The following is a 14,989-nucleotide window of genomic DNA, read 5'->3' as shown; positions in this document are numbered from 1 at the left end:
TTCAAGTGAAATAAGTGTCAATTTTAGTTGACAGTAATGTAGGATTCTTCAAGAATGAGTCCAAGATAAAAAGTCAAAATTGTTGAAAGTAAAACTTTTTAATAAAACATTATTTGAATGTCAGCCCAAAATAAATCTTCCAACTTGAATGAGCCTATTAAGTTAGTGCTTGTCACGATGGATACCCATCTAAATAGCGCCGCAAACCGCGCTTATGAGGATCTAAAGAAAACTATTCCTGGGGCGAGTCTTACTATCCATTCAGCTAGCGAATTTGCAGGTAATCCAGAACATTTACTCAGGTGCAAAAAAGACATTGCTACTGGCGATATTGTGATTGCCACCATGCTATTTTTGGAGGATCACTATTTACCGATTTTAGATGACCTTAAAGCAAGGCGAGAGCACTGCGATGCCATGGTGTGTGCCATGTCCGCAGGAGACGTTACTAAGTTAACAAAAATTGGCAAACTCGACATGAGTCAGCCAGCCAGTGGTTTGATGGCTATGTTGAAGAAGCTTCGTCCTAGTGCAAAAGATAAGGACGGTAATAGTAAGAGCTCCACTGCTGGGGCCAAGCAAATGAAGATGTTGCGCGTCATCCCCCAGATGTTGCGTTTTGTACCTGGCACCGCCCAAGATTTAAGGGCTTATTTCTTATCATTGCAGTATTGGTTGGGCGGGTCACAAGAAAACATGTACAACATGATGACTAATCTGATCAGTCGTTATGCTTCTGGATCTCGAGAGTCTTTACGTAAAAGTGCAAAAGCAGTAGATCCTGTTGAGTACCCTGATTCGGGTGTGTATCACCCACGAATGAAGGGCCGACTCAGTAATAAGTTAAGTGATTTACCCACAGTGGTGCCAGATGCAAAGGCACGTGGCAGGGTAGGTCTTTTGGTACTGCGCTCTTACTTAGTCTCTGGTAATAGCGGTCACTATGATCCTGTCATTGCTGCCCTAGAGGCTCAAGGCTTGCAGGTTGTACCGGCTTTTGCTGCTGGACTTGATGCTCGTCCAGCAATCGATGATTACTTCACTAAAGATGGCAAGCCAACCATTGATGCCATGATCTCTTTAACTGGCTTCTCCTTGGTGGGTGGACCCGCATATAACGACGCCCGCGCAGCTGAAGAGGTCCTAGCTAAATTAGATATTCCTTATATCGCCGCTCATCCTGTTGAGTTTCAAAATCTTGAGCAGTGGGGTGGTTCAGAGCGTGGTTTGCTTCCAGTAGAGAGCACGATTATGGTGGCCATTCCCGAGTTAGATGGCTCAACCATTCCTATGGTTTATGGTGGACGCCCTGGAGCCTCTGGTTCAACTTGTCATGGTTGTCATAAAAATTGCTCTTTTACAGATGATCATAATCCGCAAGATATGTTTACCTGCACTGAGCGTGTTGGCATGTTGGCAGCACGTGTCGGTAAGTTGGTTGATATGCGTCGCTCAGAGCGGGCTGCTCGAAAAGTGGGCATTGTACTATTTAATTTCCCACCCAATGCTGGAAATATTGGCAGCGCTGCTTACTTAAGCGTATTTCAATCAGTTCATAATTTATTGCTTGGCATGAAAGAACGCGGCTATACCGTCGATGTTCCAGAATCTGTAGATGAGTTACGCGATTCAATTTTAAAAGGCAATGCTCAGCAGTATGGTTCAGATGCCAATGTCCACACTTTGATTCCCGTGGATGATCATGTACGTCGCGAACCTTGGTTAAAGGAGATAGAGGCTCAATGGGGCCCAGCTCCTGGAAAGCAACTTTCTAACGGGAGCTCTATTTTTGTTCTTGGCAAGCAATTTGGCAATGTACTGATTTCAGTGCAGCCCTCATTTGGCTATGAAGGCGATCCTATGCGCTTGCTATTTGAGCGTGGTTTCGCACCGACCCATGCTTTCTCTGCTTACTATCGTTATTTGCGCGAAGATTTTGCTGCTACAGCAGTGATTCACTTTGGTACTCATGGCGCTCTTGAATTTATGCCTGGTAAACAAACAGGTATGAGTGGTGCGTGCTGGCCTGATCGCTTAATTCATGATTTACCTAATATTTATTTATATGCCTCGAACAATCCTTCTGAAGGTGCGATTGCAAAACGCCGTTCAGGTGCAACGTTAATTAGTTACCTTACCCCTCCTGTAACTCAAGCGGGTTTATATGCTGGCTTAGCCGATCTTAAAGCATCGATTGAGCGCTTTAGATCACTAGATCTTGATGCGAATCAGGAGCGCGTTGATTTAGGAGATTTGATTCAGGCTCAAGCAGCAGAAATTGACCTGTGTGAAGCAGAGCCTGTTTGGGATAAAACGGATCTTGAGGGTTTACAAAATACCGTCAGCAATCTCTTTAATGAATTGCTTGAGCTCGAGTACACCCTAATTCCTCATGGCTTGCATGTAGTTGGCGCAGTTCCACCATTGGCCGAACGCTTTGGTTTATTGAAAGCAATGGCTGATGTGGCATTGGATCATCCAGTAGAAGATGCTGTGGTTGAGGCGCTGATGAATGGTGAGAAGTTTGACAAAGTGATTGATGCTCATCCAGAGTTATTAGAGCTTGGCACTCGCGAAACATTGGAAGATTTATTTGGCAAGATGGTACGGTCTAATGAGCTGATGTCTGCAGAGACTGAAGTAACTGGAATGTTAGATGCATTAGATGGGCGCTTTATTCGTCCAGCTGCCGGTGGGGACGTGATGCGTAACCCAGAAGTATTGCCAACTGGGCGTAACTTGCATGGCTTTGACCCATTCCGTATACCAAGTGTATTTGCTGTAAAAGATGGTGCCAAACAGGCTCAACGTATTCTTGATAAATACCAAGAAGATACTGATTCACTGCCAGAATCTATTGCGATGGTTTTATGGGGTAGCGATAACCTGAAATCTGAAGGCGGCCAAATTGGCCAAGCGCTTGCATTGATGGGGGCTAAACCACGCTTCGATAGTTATGGCCGTTTAGCTGGTGCGCAATTAATTCCTCTGAGTGAGCTTGGTCGCCCGAGAATTGATGTTGTCATTACTCTATCCGGTATCTTCCGCGACCTCTTACCATTGCAAATTAAATTATTAGCTGAAGCAGCATTTATGGCAGCCTCAGCAGAAGATGAGCCGCTAGAGCAGAACTTCATTCGTAAGCATGCATTGGCTTATCAAAAAGAGCATGGTTGTGATTTAGAAACTGCCTCATTGCGTGTCTATGGAAATGCAGATGGCGCCTATGGTTCTAACGTCAGCAATATGGTCGAAAACAGCGTATGGGAAGAGGAAGATGAGTTAGCTGAAACCTACACCCGCAGGAAAGGTTTTGCTTTTGGACGTGCTGGTATACCAATTCAAAATAATGCTTTGTTAAAGAGTGTTCTGTCCGATGTGCAAATGACGTATCAAAATCTTGACTCGATGGAGTTAGGTGTTACAACGATTGATAATTACTTTGATACCTTAGGCGGAATTACCAGAGCCGTTAAGCGTGCTAAGGGTGGTACTGATGTTCCAGTATTTATTGGCGATCAAACAAAGGGTGAGGGTGCTGTAAGAACGCTCTCCGAGCAGGTTTCTTTAGAAACTCGTACTCGTATGCTCAATCCAAAATGGTACGAAGGTATGCTTGAGAGTGGTTATGAGGGTGTACGGCAAATTGAGGTGCATATTACTAATACTATGGGTTGGTCAGCTACTACTGGGCAAGTCCAGCCCTGGGTTTATAAGCAACTTACAGAGACTTTCATGCTTAACCCAGAAATGCGTGAACGTTTGGCAAAACTCAATCCCACTGCCGCAGCGCGTTTAGCCAATCGTTTGACTGAGGCGTCACAAAGAAACTACTGGCAGCCCGATGAAGAGATGCTCAAGAAGATGCAAGAAGCAAATGATGAGCTTGAAGATCGTCTTGAGGGTATTTATGACAACGTTACTTTAGCGGCTTAAGAGACTAAATATGAGTATGTTAGAACGAATTAACCAAAGCCTTGAAGATGCAATTCACTTGTCCCAATCTAAACAGGGCCCGCAGATCTTGCAGGAAGCAATGCATTACTCGGTATTTCCGGGTGGCGCTAGGATTCGTCCTCAATTATGCTTGGCAGTAGCATCTGCCTGTGGTGATGATGATCCTGCTTTATCAAATGCAGCCGCAAGTGCAATTGAGTTACTACATTGCGCCTCCTTAGTACATGATGATTTACCTTGCTTTGACGATGCAGAGTTACGACGTGGTAGACCTTCTGTGCATTCGGCTTATGGAGAGCGCATAGCAGTTCTTGCGGGTGATGCTTTAATCGTTTTAGCTTTTCAATGCATAGCAAGTTCTGGAACACGTTCCATTTTCCGCTTAGCACCACTGATCAATACGATTGCAATTAGCGTAGGTTCGCCCCATGGCATTGTTGCTGGTCAAGCTTGGGAGTGTGAGTCAAAAGTAGATTTGAATGACTATCAACGCGCCAAAACAGGCTCCTTGTTCGAGGCGGCAACTGCTGCTGGTGCCCAAGCTGCTGGTGCTGATGCGGCTACTTGGAGACCACTAGGTGAGTGGCTGGGTGAGGCATATCAAGTGGCGGATGATATTCGTGATGTGGTTGCTGACCAAAGTGTTTTAGGAAAGCCATCAGGTCAGGACGTTGCTCATAATCGTCCTAGCTCGGCAAAAGATTTGGGTTTAAGTGGAGCGGTACAGCGTTTTGACGAGTTAGTCCAAAAAGCTATTGCCTCCATACCTCATTGCAAAGGCGAGAAAATGTTGCGTAGTCTAGTAAGGCAGGAATCTGAGCGTCTAGTGCCTTCAGATTGGTTTAAGGATAAAGAGAGAAAAATTTTATTCCGCCAATCTAGCAATTCTTAATTTCAACACTGTTTTTTCTAATTTATCAATTGCCATTCATGGATACTTTCTTCGATTGGCGAAATCGTCTTATTGCCTCACCCAGATTTCAGCGTTGGGCTATACGCTTTCCACTCACTCGTTGGTTAGTTAGAAAGCAAGCTTCCGATATCTTTGATTTGATGGCGGGCTTTGTTTATACGCAAATCCTATTAGCCTGCACTCAAGTCAATCTGTTTGATATTTTGGCTAACGGTGCCCTTAGCTTTAATGACCTACAAAAACAAATCCCCTTAAAACCTGCAGGCTTGAGGCGCTTATTAGACGCTGCAGTGGCTATTAAGTTATTGGTCAAGCGTAATGATGATCGTTATGCGCTCAGCATGATGAGCGCTCCCTTAGTTGGAAATGTCGCTATTTTGGAGATGGTCAAGCATCATGCTGATTTTTATCGTGATCTCTCAGATCCAATGGCTTTATTACAGGGAGATACGAGCTCTGCTTCACTGAATGAGTATTGGCCCTATATCACCCAAGCACAGGGCGCTGCGCCAGAAAACTTGTCCGCTGAAAAGGTAGCTGATTACTCCAAATTGATGGCCCATACCCAATCCCTTGTAACGGATGAGATTATTGATGCCTATTCAATGAACAAACATCAACATGTTCTTGATATTGGTGGTGGTCAGGGCGCTTTTATTAAAAGATTAGCTGGTCATTACCCTCATCTCCGGTTTACCTTGTTTGATATTCCTGGGGTAGCAGAGCTCTCAAACGCCCACTTTAATGAAATTGGTTTATCAAATAGAGCGCATGCAGTAGGGGGTAACTTTTTCCAAGATCCCCTGCCTAAGGGTTGCGACTTGGCAACTCTAGTTCGAGTGATTTTTGATCATGATGATGTTCGAGTTAAGCAGTTGCTTGCTAATGTGTTTGATGCCCTGAATCCCGGCGGTACTTTATTGCTTGCAGAACCTATGGCTGAGACCAAGGGTTTTGAGGCGATGGGCCATGCCTATTTTGGTTTTTATCTACTTGCAATGGGCAGAGGAAGACCAAGAACTGAGGCAGAGATAAGAGGCTTATTAAGTGAAGCAGGCTTTACCGGAATTGAACTATTAAATTCTTATATGCCATTAAATGCACAAATATTGCAGTGCAATAAACCTGGCACTCCTAGTGTATAAAGCTCAGCACAAAAAAACCTCTATTTAGGGCCCTAAAAATACTCCATTTAGTAGAGAAAACCCCTAGATGACAAGCGGGCAATTAAGGATTAAAAACTATTGTGTAAACATTTTTTTACACATTTGATAAGAAATAGAGCACGTAAAGAAATATGGCCGATAAGTATCAAACAAGGGCAATTGTGCTGGAAAAGCCAGAAAGCGTCATTCTTGCTGATCTGGAATTAACGCCCATGACCCCAATCGATATCTTGGTTGATATGGAGTGGAGTGGTATTAGCACTGGCACAGAAAAATTATTGTGGACAGGCAAAATGCCCAACTTTCCTGGCATGGGCTATCCCTTAGTTCCTGGTTACGAATCTGTAGGTAGAGTAGTGAAGGTAGGCGCAGACTCCACACTCAAAGTAGGTCAAAGAGTATTTGTTCCCGGAGCGAAATGCTACGGCGAGATTAAAGGTTTGTTTGGTGGTGCAGCCTCGAGAGTGATTGTGGATAGTAATCGCGTGATTACTATTGATGATCATTTAGGTGAGGAGGCAATTCTCTTTGCTTTAGCTGCTACTGGATATCACGTCACTTCTGGACCTGGACAAGAACAACCAGATTTAATTGTTGGACATGGCGTATTAGGTCGCTTGATTGCCCGTATTGCAGTGGCCAAAGGTAAGCGCCCAGTAGTTTGGGAGACCAATGAAGGCCGCCGAGAGGGCGCTGTCGGTTATGACGTCATTGATCCAAAAGATGATCAACTCAAAAAATATAAAACGATAGTAGATGTCAGTGGTGATGCCAAATTGGTTGACACCTTAATTAGTTGCCTTAATCCAGGCGGCGAAATTGTTTTGGCAGGATTTTATGACACGATTTCTTTTTCATTCCCGCAGGCTTTTATGCGTGAAGTGCGTATTCGTATCGCAGCACAGTGGGCACCTGGAGATTTAGTTGCAATTAAAGATTTAGTGGAGTCAGGTAAATTAAGTTTGGATGGTTTGATTACGCATCGTTCCTCACCGAATGATGCGAATGCCGCTTATCACACGGCTTTTAACAATATTGATTGTTTAAAAATGGTTCTAGATTGGAGAAATCTGCAATGAGTTCATCAAGCATCCCAGCAACAGCAACTATACAGTTTATGGATCTAAAAAAAGAGGCTGCTATCGAACCGGATCCAGTTTCTACTGGTCCAGTGACTAAAGAAACCCAAATCATTGCAATTTATGGCAAAGGTGGTATTGGCAAGAGTTTTACGCTTGCCAATTTGTCTTACATGATGGCTCAACAAGGTAAGAAAGTATTGTTGATCGGTTGTGACCCTAAAAGTGACACCACCTCACTCTTGTTCGGTGGTAAAGCCTGCCCAACTATTATTGAAACCTCTTCAAAGAAAAAATTAGCTGGTGAGTCAGTATCTATTGGTGATGTTTGCTTTATTCGTGATGGCGTATTCGCGATGGAGCTTGGCGGTCCAGAAGTCGGAAGAGGTTGCGGAGGGCGCGGCATTATTCATGGTTTTGAAACTCTAGAAAAACTGGGCTTCCACGACTGGGGCTTTGACTATGTGCTTCTCGACTTTTTAGGAGACGTGGTCTGTGGTGGCTTTGGTTTACCAATCGCTAGAGATATGTGCCAAAAGGTCATTGTGGTGGCGAGTAACGACTTGCAATCTCTCTATGTTGCTAACAACGTTTGTTCAGCCGTAGAGTACTTCCGTAAATTAGGTGGCAATGTTGGTGTAGCAGGTATGGTGATCAATAAAGATGACCTCACAGGCGAAGCACAGGCTTTTGCTGAAAAGGCCGGTATTCCAGTATTAGCAGCTATTCCTGCGAATGAAGATATTCGACGTAAGAGTGCTAGCTATGAAATTATTGGTCAGCCTGGTACGCAGTGGGCCCCGCTATTTGAAGAGCTTGCTACCAACGTTTCAGAAGCGCCACCAGTGCGTCCTAAACCATTAACTCAAGATGAGTTGTTGGGCTTGTTCTCTTCAGAAGTGACTGGTCGCGATATTGTTCTTAAGCCAGCAACAGTAAAAGACATGATGGGTAAAGATGTAGTCGTTAAGAAAACACTCGAAGTTATTTACGATCAAGCCTAAATATATAGAGAGCAATCTGCTGTTATGACTAAAACCATTATCCCGATTACACCTGAGGAAAAGTTAAAGACTGATCCTGCTTTAGGGGATGGTCTTGGCTGTCATTCTGGTGAGGCAGAAATGCTTGCTGCCGCTAAGGCAGCAGGAAAATCTGAGACTTTGCAGCAATATGCTAAAGATTATCCTAAGGGGCCGCATGATCAACCGCAAAGTATGTGCCCAGCGTTTGGAGCACTACGAGTAGGTTTACGGATGCGCAGAACTGCCACGATTCTTTCAGGCTCTGCGTGCTGCGTTTATGGTTTAACTTTTACCTCTCATTTTTATGGGGCACGTCGCAGTGTGGGTTATGTACCATTCAATTCTGAGACATTAGTGACTGGTAAGTTGTTTGAAGACATTCGTGATGCGGTCTATCAAGAAGCTGATCCAGAAAAATATGACGCTATCGTCATTATTAATTTATGTGTACCAACAGCTAGCGGTGTACCACTGCAGTTGCTACCAAAAGAAATTAACGGTGTACGGATTATTGGTATTGATGTGCCTGGGTTCGGTGTGCCAACTCATGCTGAAGCAAAAGATGTGTTAGCCGGCGCAATGCTCAATTACGCCCGTAATGAGGCGATGTCGGGTCCGGTGCAAGCGCCACGTGCTGGTCGCTCAAGCAAACCAACCATTACTTTATTAGGTGAAATTTTCCCAGCCGATCCTGTTGGTATTGGCATGATGATTGAACCGATGGGTTTAGCGGTGGGAGCTTCAGTGCCAACGCGTGAATGGCGTGAAATGTATCAAGCACTTGATTGTGTAACCGTTGCTGCATTACACCCTTTTTATACCTCATGTATTCGTGAATTTGAAGCAGCAGGGCGTTCGATTGTTGGATCAGCTCCGGTTGGTTATGAGGGTACAGCACGTTGGCTAGAGGCTATTGGTAAATCAACTAACACTTCACAAGATTTAATTGCAGCTGCTCAAAACCGGATTCTCCCAGCCATTAAGGGCGTTCTTGCTGCAGCACCGATTAAAGGACGTATTACCTTAAGTGGTTATGAGGGCTCTGAGCTTATCGTGGCACGTTTGCTGATTGAAAGTGGTGCTGACGTCCGTTACGTTGGTTCTGCATGTCCACGAACTCCTTGGAGTGACGAAGATCGTGAATGGTTAGAAGCTAAAGGTGTACATGTTCAATTCCGCGCCTCTTTAGAGCAAGACTTAGCAGCAATGAAAGAGTTCAAGCCAGACTTGGCAATTGGAACCACTCCAGTAGTGCAAGCTGCTAAGCAAGCATCTATTCCCTCTCTTTATTTTACGAATCTGATTTCAGCACGACCATTGATGGGGCCTGCAGGCGCCGGCTCATTAGCGCAAGTGATTAATGCTGCAATTGGTAATCAAGCTCGCTTTGATGAGATGAAAGCATTCTTTGGTGATGTTGGATCAGGGTATAAGTCAGGCATCTGGGAAAGTGTCCCACAAGACCATCCTGAGTTCAAAGCCGAAGTACGTCGTAAGCTTGAGAAAAAAATCAAGAAGCGCAAAGCTGAGGAGATGATGTAATGTTTGTCATCGATCATGATCGTGCAGGCGGATATTGGGGAGCAGTATATGTATTTACTGCTATCAAAGGTTTGCAAGTAGTGATTGATGGACCTGTTGGTTGTGAAAACTTGCCCGTGACTTCTGTTCTGCATTACACGGACGCGTTACCTCCGCATGAGTTACCAATTGTTGTGACTGGTTTAGAGGAAGAACAGTTGGGTCGCGAAGGTACTGAAGGCGCAATGAAGCGCGCACATGCAACCTTAGATCCTGATCTGCCAGCAGTAGTGGTTACCGGCTCTATTGCAGAAATGATTGGTGGCGGCGTCACGCCAGAGGGTATGAATATTGCCCGCTTCTTGCCAAGAACCATTGATGAAGATCAGTGGCAATGTGCTAACCGCGCCATGTATTGGTTATGGAGTGAATACGGTACTCGTAAGATTCCAGAGCGTAAACCTAGAGCAGAAGGTGAGAAGCCCCGCGTCAATATTATTGGACCATGCTACGGTACCTTTAACATGCCAAGCGATCTAGCAGAAATTCGCCGTCTGGTCGAAGGCATTGGTGCTGAAATTAATATGGTATTCCCGCTAGGCTCTCATTTAGCTGAAGTCGAAAACTTGGTCAATGCCGATGTCAATATTTGCATGTATCGCGAGTTTGGACGCATGCTTTGTGAGGCTTTGGAGCGTCCTTACTTGCAAGCGCCTCTTGGCTTACATAGCACTACTCAGTTCTTGCGCAAACTAGGTGAGTTGCTTGGCTTGGATCCAGAGCCATTTATTGAGCGTGAGAAACATACCACTATTAAACCTATTTGGGACTTGTGGCGTTCAGTGACCCAAGACTTTTTTAGCACTGCAAGTTATGCAGTAGTTGCTAATGAAACTTACACCAGGGGCATCCGGCACTTCTTATCGGATGAGATGGGTTTGCCTTGTAGCTTCGCTGTTTCTAGAAAGCCAGGTGAAAAAACGAATAATCAAGATGTGCGCAAGCTCACTAAAGAGAAGCCTCCGCTAGTAATGTTTGGTAGTTATAACGAAAGAATGTATTTGGCTGAGACTGGTAGCAAGGCCTCTTACATTCCATCATCATTCCCAGGCGCAATTATTCGTCGTCATACCGGCACGCCATTTATGGGTTATGCCGGTGCTACATACATCATTCAAGAATTTTGTAATGGTTTATTTGATGCGCTCTTTTATATCCTGCCATTGGGCACCGATATGGACAAGGTTGATGCCTCACTCACACGCACTTATCGCTCTAACTCCCTGCCTTGGGATCAAGATGCTCAGAAATTGGTTGCTGACTATATCAAAACAAGACCAGTTCTAGTCCAGATCTCTGCTGCAAAAGAGATGCGCGATCGTATAGAACAAGATGCAGAAAAGGCTAGTGAAGAAAGAATTACAGCTGCAAGAGTGAAGTCCTCCTGCAAAGAAATTGTTGAAGAGGTAGAAGCATGATTGCTTCAGAAAAAGTTAATTACAACAAATCAATCGATTTGTTGGAAACGGAATGTGGCATGCCGTACGCTACAGCCCATGTCGCGCGGGTTAAGCGCGGTAACGGCCGCAAGGCTATTTTTGAAGGAGGTATTTGGTTATGAGCGATCACAGAACAGGTTCAATATCCGGCCTTACTGATGACGAAGCCAAGGAGTTTCACCAGCTGTATGTCCAAGGTTTAGTTGGTTTTGTTTCTATTGCAGTAGTAGCTCATATTTTAGTTTGGGCTTGGCGTCCTTGGTTCCATTGAAACTGGAATAAATCTTAGGGGAATGATATGAAAATGGATCATGTTATTAGCAAAGAAAAAAATATGATCAGGGAGGATTCAATAACTTTCAATCTTATTTTTATTTTGTGTTTTTTAGTGTGTTTTGCTATTTCTTTATTTACCCAGATTTTGCCAAACAAGTGGAGTTCTTGGCTTCCAGGGGCTGAAGAAAAGTCGCTTATCGATGGAACGAAGTCGGCGGTTTATGGTTTTATGTCTTACTTAAATTAGGAGAAGATTATGTGGAGAATTTGGAAACTGTATGATCCGTTGCGATCAATGGTTGTTCAAGGTATTTTTCTGTTTGGTCTTGCAGCAATGATTCATTTAATTTTGCTGAGCAGTGTTCGCTACAACTGGCTAGATGGTCTAAGTCAAGCCCAGTTCAAGGCGATGGAAGCAAAAGAGAATTCTGCAATGCCACCATCAGTTCCAGCAGCAAAGTAATTTGTAAAAAAATGGTGAATAGGGTTAGGCTAAACAGATTTTTAGCTCAACCCTATTTATCCATTCATTGGAGAGTATAAAAAATGGCCATGCTAAGTTTTGAGAGAAAGTACCGAGTTCGTGGAGGTACCTTAGTTGGAGGGGACTTATTCGATTTTTGGGTAGGGCCGTTTTATGTTGGATTTTTTGGCGTCACCACTTTTTTCTTTGCCTTTTTGGGCACCGCACTCATTTTATGGGGTGCCTCACAGGGACCTACTTGGAACCCTTGGCAAATTAACATTGCCCCACCAGATATTAGTTATGGATTGGGTTTTGCCCCCCTACTAAAAGGAGGCCTGTGGCAGCTGATTACAGTATGTGCCCTAGGCGCATTCTTCTCATGGGCTTTACGTGAAATTGAAATTTGTCGAAAACTAGGTATGGGCCTGCACGTTCCTTTTGCCTACTTAATGGCGGTATTTGCTTATTTCACTTTGGTAATCATTAGACCTGTACTCATGGGTGCATGGGGCCATGGTTTTCCATACGGCATCTTGAGTCATTTAGATTGGGTTTCCAATACGGGCTATCAGTACTTACATTTTCACTACAACCCAGCGCATATGATCGCTGTGTCCTTATTTTTTGCCACTACCTTTGCTTTGGTATTACATGGTGGCTTAGTCTTGTCTTCCACCAATCCGCAGAAGGGTCAGTTTGTTAAAACGCCTGAGCATGAAGATACCTTCTTTAGGGATTCGATTGGTTATTCAATCGGAACACTAGGTATTCATCGTCTTGGATTATTTTTAGCTTTAGCAGCAGTTTTCTGGAGCGCTGTTTGTATTGTGATTAGCGGCCCATTCTGGACTCGTGGTTGGCCGGAATGGTGGGGCTGGTGGTTAAACCTGCCGATCTGGCGATAAGAAGGGAATATAAAAATTATGGAATATCAAAACCTTTTTACTCAAGTTCAGGTAGTTGCACCACCACATCATGGGACTTCTATTGACCCTTACGATGAGCGTGAGCGTTTTGGAGAGCCTAAACTTTATCACCTGTTTGGTCGTCTTGGTAATGCGCAACTAGGCCCAATTTATTTAGGGCGATTAGGCCTAGCTTCTTTATTCTTCGGCATTATTGCAATTCAGATTATGGGTTGGAATATGTTGGCTTCAGTTAACTGGAATCCAATTCAGTTTGTACGCCAATTATTTTGGTTATCACTAGATCCGCCCCTGCCAAAGCATGGACTATCTTTGTTTATGCCGCTAAATGAGGGTGGCTGGTGGATGATGGCAGGCTTTTTCCTTACCTTGTCGATTTTATTGTGGTGGGGAAGAATGTATCGTCGTGCAATTGCCTTAGGCATGGGTACACATATTGCCTGGGGATTTTTAGCTGCTATCTGGTTATATCTTGTGTTGGGATTTATTCGCCCCATCATGATGGGTAGCTGGAGTGAAGCTGTGCCATTTGGTGTCTTTTCGCACCTAGATTGGACTGCTGCTTTTTCACTACGATATGGAAATTTATTCTATAACCCATTCCACATGCTCTCGATTGTTTTCCTATATGGCTCAGCGCTTTTGTTTGCTATGCATGGCGCAACGATTTTGGCAGTCAGTCGCTTTGGTGGTGAACGTGAGATTGAGCAAATTGTTGATCGGGGTACGGCTTCAGAGAGAGCGGCTTTATTCTGGAGATGGACTATGGGTTTTAATGCCACGATGGAATCAATTCACCGTTGGGCTTGGTGGTTTGCAGTACTCACACCTTTAGTAGGTGGCATTGGTATTTTGCTCACCGGTACCGTAGTGGATAACTGGTATTTATGGGCAGTCAAACATAATGTTGCACCATCTTATCCCTATGTTTTTGGCACCCCAATAGCTGATCCTAGTTCATCTGGATTTGTAATGCCTCCACCCCCCGCTGCACCTGTTATCACAGGAGTTAAGCCATGAAGCAATTTAGAAAATTTCTGATATTGCCGGCGCTGCTGGTAAGTGTGCTCGTGCTGTCTGGCTGCGAGAGACCGCCAATAGAAGCTGTCCAGCATGGTTATCGCGGAACTGCCATGGACTTAATTTATAACCCACGCATATTGGCTGAGCAAGCTGCGAAGAATACTGTACCCGTCTCTTATGGGGCTGTTCCAGCTGAAGGGCCAAAAGCAGGCGCTGTCTATAAAAATGTCAAGGTTCTCAATAATTTGAGCGTTGCTCAATTTGGTTCATTCATGGTTTCTATGACAAGTTGGGTTGCGCCTGAGCAGGGCTGTACTTATTGCCATAATCCTGCCAACTTTGCAGATGATTCACTCTATACCAAACAAGTTGCTCGTAACATGATTTTGATGACGCAACGGGTTAACACTCAATGGCAAGATCACGTTGCTCAGACTGGTGTGACCTGTTATACATGTCATCGTGGCAATAACATTCCGCAAAATGTGTGGTTTAAAGATCCTGTAGAAAAAGTCGGCAATGGCATGTTAGGTAATAAGAATGGTCAAAATACGCCAGTTGATGGCTCAGGCTATTCCTCCTTACCAAAGAATACCTATGCAGCTTATTTGCTTAATAACAAGGAAATTGAGGTCATTGGTGATACTGCATTACCTACGGGTAATAAGAGCAGTATTAATGCAACCGAGAGTACCTATGGATTAATGATGCATTTCTCAAGGTCTTTAGGAGTCAACTGCACATATTGTCATAACACTCGGGCCATAGCATCTTGGGAGCAAAGTCCTCCTCAAAGAGCTAAAGCATGGTATGCGATTCGAATGGCGCAAGATATTAATAATAATTACATGGCACCCATTACAGGATTATTTCCGCCTCATCGTTTAGGCCCAACTGGTGATGTTGCTAAAGCCAATTGCGCCACATGCCATCAAGGCGCTTACAAACCTCTTTACGGTGTATCGATGTTGCAAGATTATCCATTCTTAACTGGCCCAGCTAAGCCAGTGTTGAAGCCTAAAGATCCTGTCCCACCGGCAAAATCCGTAGCAATGAAGTAATCTATAGTTTGTTCTAACTCATAGCGTCATAGGATCAATATGACGCTATTTTTTTGTAGAAAAGTTGGTTTGAGGAA

General features: G+C 44.2%; 13 protein-coding genes. All 13 read left to right on the top strand.

The genetic code is table 11. The annotated features are described in order from the left end of the window. Positions 1-117 precede the first annotated feature (117 nt). A complete protein-coding gene (locus ICN38_RS07615; RefSeq protein ID WP_216256473.1) occupies positions 118-3,936 on the top strand; it encodes a magnesium chelatase subunit H in 3,819 nt (1,272 codons plus the stop codon). A 10-nt stretch (positions 3,937-3,946) separates the two neighbouring features. Continuing rightward, the gene (locus ICN38_RS07610) at positions 3,947-4,849 is read left to right on the top strand and encodes a polyprenyl synthetase family protein (RefSeq protein ID WP_216256472.1); all 903 of its coding nucleotides are present in this window, start codon (positions 3,947-3,949) and stop codon (positions 4,847-4,849) included. A 38-nt stretch (positions 4,850-4,887) separates the two neighbouring features. Next, on the top strand, positions 4,888-6,015 hold the full coding sequence (locus ICN38_RS07605) for a methyltransferase (RefSeq protein WP_216256471.1): 1,128 nt from the start codon (positions 4,888-4,890) through the stop codon (positions 6,013-6,015). Between the two features lie 152 nt (positions 6,016-6,167). Beyond that, complete coding sequence (gene bchC / locus ICN38_RS07600) at positions 6,168-7,115, top strand: chlorophyll synthesis pathway protein BchC (RefSeq protein WP_216256470.1); 948 nt, start codon at positions 6,168-6,170, stop codon at positions 7,113-7,115. After that, positions 7,112-8,119: a chlorophyllide a reductase iron protein subunit X gene (locus ICN38_RS07595; protein ID WP_216256469.1), complete on the top strand. Its 1,008-nt coding sequence runs from the start codon at positions 7,112-7,114 to the stop codon at positions 8,117-8,119. The genes bchC and ICN38_RS07595 overlap by 4 nt, the downstream gene beginning before the upstream one ends. A 24-nt stretch (positions 8,120-8,143) precedes the next feature. After that, entirely contained in the window at positions 8,144-9,682 is a 1,539-nt protein-coding gene (gene bchY, locus ICN38_RS07590; protein WP_216256468.1) for a chlorophyllide a reductase subunit Y, read from the top strand. After that, on the top strand, positions 9,682-11,139 hold the full coding sequence (gene bchZ, locus ICN38_RS07585; protein ID WP_216256467.1) for a chlorophyllide a reductase subunit Z: 1,458 nt from the start codon (positions 9,682-9,684) through the stop codon (positions 11,137-11,139). Before bchY ends, bchZ begins: the two co-directional genes overlap by 1 nt. Positions 11,140-11,278: 139 nt before the next feature. Continuing rightward, a complete protein-coding gene (gene pufB / locus ICN38_RS07580; RefSeq protein WP_215295328.1) occupies positions 11,279-11,431 on the top strand; it encodes a light-harvesting antenna LH1, beta subunit in 153 nt (50 codons plus the stop codon). 27 nt (positions 11,432-11,458) lie between these two features. Beyond that, positions 11,459-11,683 (top strand): hypothetical protein, encoded by a 225-nt coding sequence (locus tag ICN38_RS07575; RefSeq protein ID WP_216256466.1) that lies wholly within the window; start codon positions 11,459-11,461, stop codon positions 11,681-11,683. Positions 11,684-11,692: 9 nt separating this feature from the next. Further along, positions 11,693-11,899 carry a light-harvesting antenna LH1, alpha subunit gene (gene pufA / locus ICN38_RS07570; RefSeq protein ID WP_215298547.1) on the top strand — a complete coding sequence of 69 codons (207 nt, stop codon included), beginning with the start codon at positions 11,693-11,695 and terminating at the stop codon, positions 11,897-11,899. 83 nt (positions 11,900-11,982) lie between these two features. Then, on the top strand, positions 11,983-12,807 hold the full coding sequence (pufL, locus tag ICN38_RS07565) for a photosynthetic reaction center subunit L (RefSeq protein WP_216256465.1): 825 nt from the start codon (positions 11,983-11,985) through the stop codon (positions 12,805-12,807). An 18-nt stretch (positions 12,808-12,825) separates the two neighbouring features. Beyond that, positions 12,826-13,848: a photosynthetic reaction center subunit M gene (gene pufM, locus ICN38_RS07560; protein ID WP_216862733.1), complete on the top strand. Its 1,023-nt coding sequence runs from the start codon at positions 12,826-12,828 to the stop codon at positions 13,846-13,848. Further along, complete coding sequence (gene pufC / locus ICN38_RS07555) at positions 13,845-14,912, top strand: photosynthetic reaction center cytochrome PufC (protein WP_216256464.1); 1,068 nt, start codon at positions 13,845-13,847, stop codon at positions 14,910-14,912. Before pufM ends, pufC begins: the two co-directional genes overlap by 4 nt. Positions 14,913-14,989 lie beyond the last annotated feature (77 nt).

This window comes from Polynucleobacter sp. AP-Melu-500A-A1 (genome assembly GCF_018882125.1).
Lineage (GTDB): Bacteria > Pseudomonadota > Gammaproteobacteria > Burkholderiales > Burkholderiaceae > Polynucleobacter.
Note: the sequence above shows the minus strand (reverse complement) of the source record. Positions and strands in the feature narration are given on the sequence as shown.

Bases quoted from the DNA above. Each gene is read 5' to 3' on its own strand.
- ICN38_RS07615 (WP_216256473.1), top strand. From the start codon at position 118: ATGTCAGCCCAAAATAAATCTTCCAACTTGAATGAGCCTATTAAGTTA.
- ICN38_RS07610 (WP_216256472.1), top strand. From the start codon at position 3,947: ATGAGTATGTTAGAACGAATTAACCAAAGCCTTGAAGATGCAATTCAC.
- ICN38_RS07605 (WP_216256471.1), top strand. From the start codon at position 4,888: ATGGATACTTTCTTCGATTGGCGAAATCGTCTTATTGCCTCACCCAGA.
- bchC (WP_216256470.1), top strand. From the start codon at position 6,168: ATGGCCGATAAGTATCAAACAAGGGCAATTGTGCTGGAAAAGCCAGAA.
- ICN38_RS07595 (WP_216256469.1), top strand. From the start codon at position 7,112: ATGAGTTCATCAAGCATCCCAGCAACAGCAACTATACAGTTTATGGAT.
- bchY (WP_216256468.1), top strand. From the start codon at position 8,144: ATGACTAAAACCATTATCCCGATTACACCTGAGGAAAAGTTAAAGACT.
- bchZ (WP_216256467.1), top strand. From the start codon at position 9,682: ATGTTTGTCATCGATCATGATCGTGCAGGCGGATATTGGGGAGCAGTA.
- pufB (WP_215295328.1), top strand. From the start codon at position 11,279: ATGAGCGATCACAGAACAGGTTCAATATCCGGCCTTACTGATGACGAA.
- ICN38_RS07575 (WP_216256466.1), top strand. From the start codon at position 11,459: ATGAAAATGGATCATGTTATTAGCAAAGAAAAAAATATGATCAGGGAG.
- pufA (WP_215298547.1), top strand. From the start codon at position 11,693: ATGTGGAGAATTTGGAAACTGTATGATCCGTTGCGATCAATGGTTGTT.
- pufL (WP_216256465.1), top strand. From the start codon at position 11,983: ATGGCCATGCTAAGTTTTGAGAGAAAGTACCGAGTTCGTGGAGGTACC.
- pufM (WP_216862733.1), top strand. From the start codon at position 12,826: ATGGAATATCAAAACCTTTTTACTCAAGTTCAGGTAGTTGCACCACCA.
- pufC (WP_216256464.1), top strand. From the start codon at position 13,845: ATGAAGCAATTTAGAAAATTTCTGATATTGCCGGCGCTGCTGGTAAGT.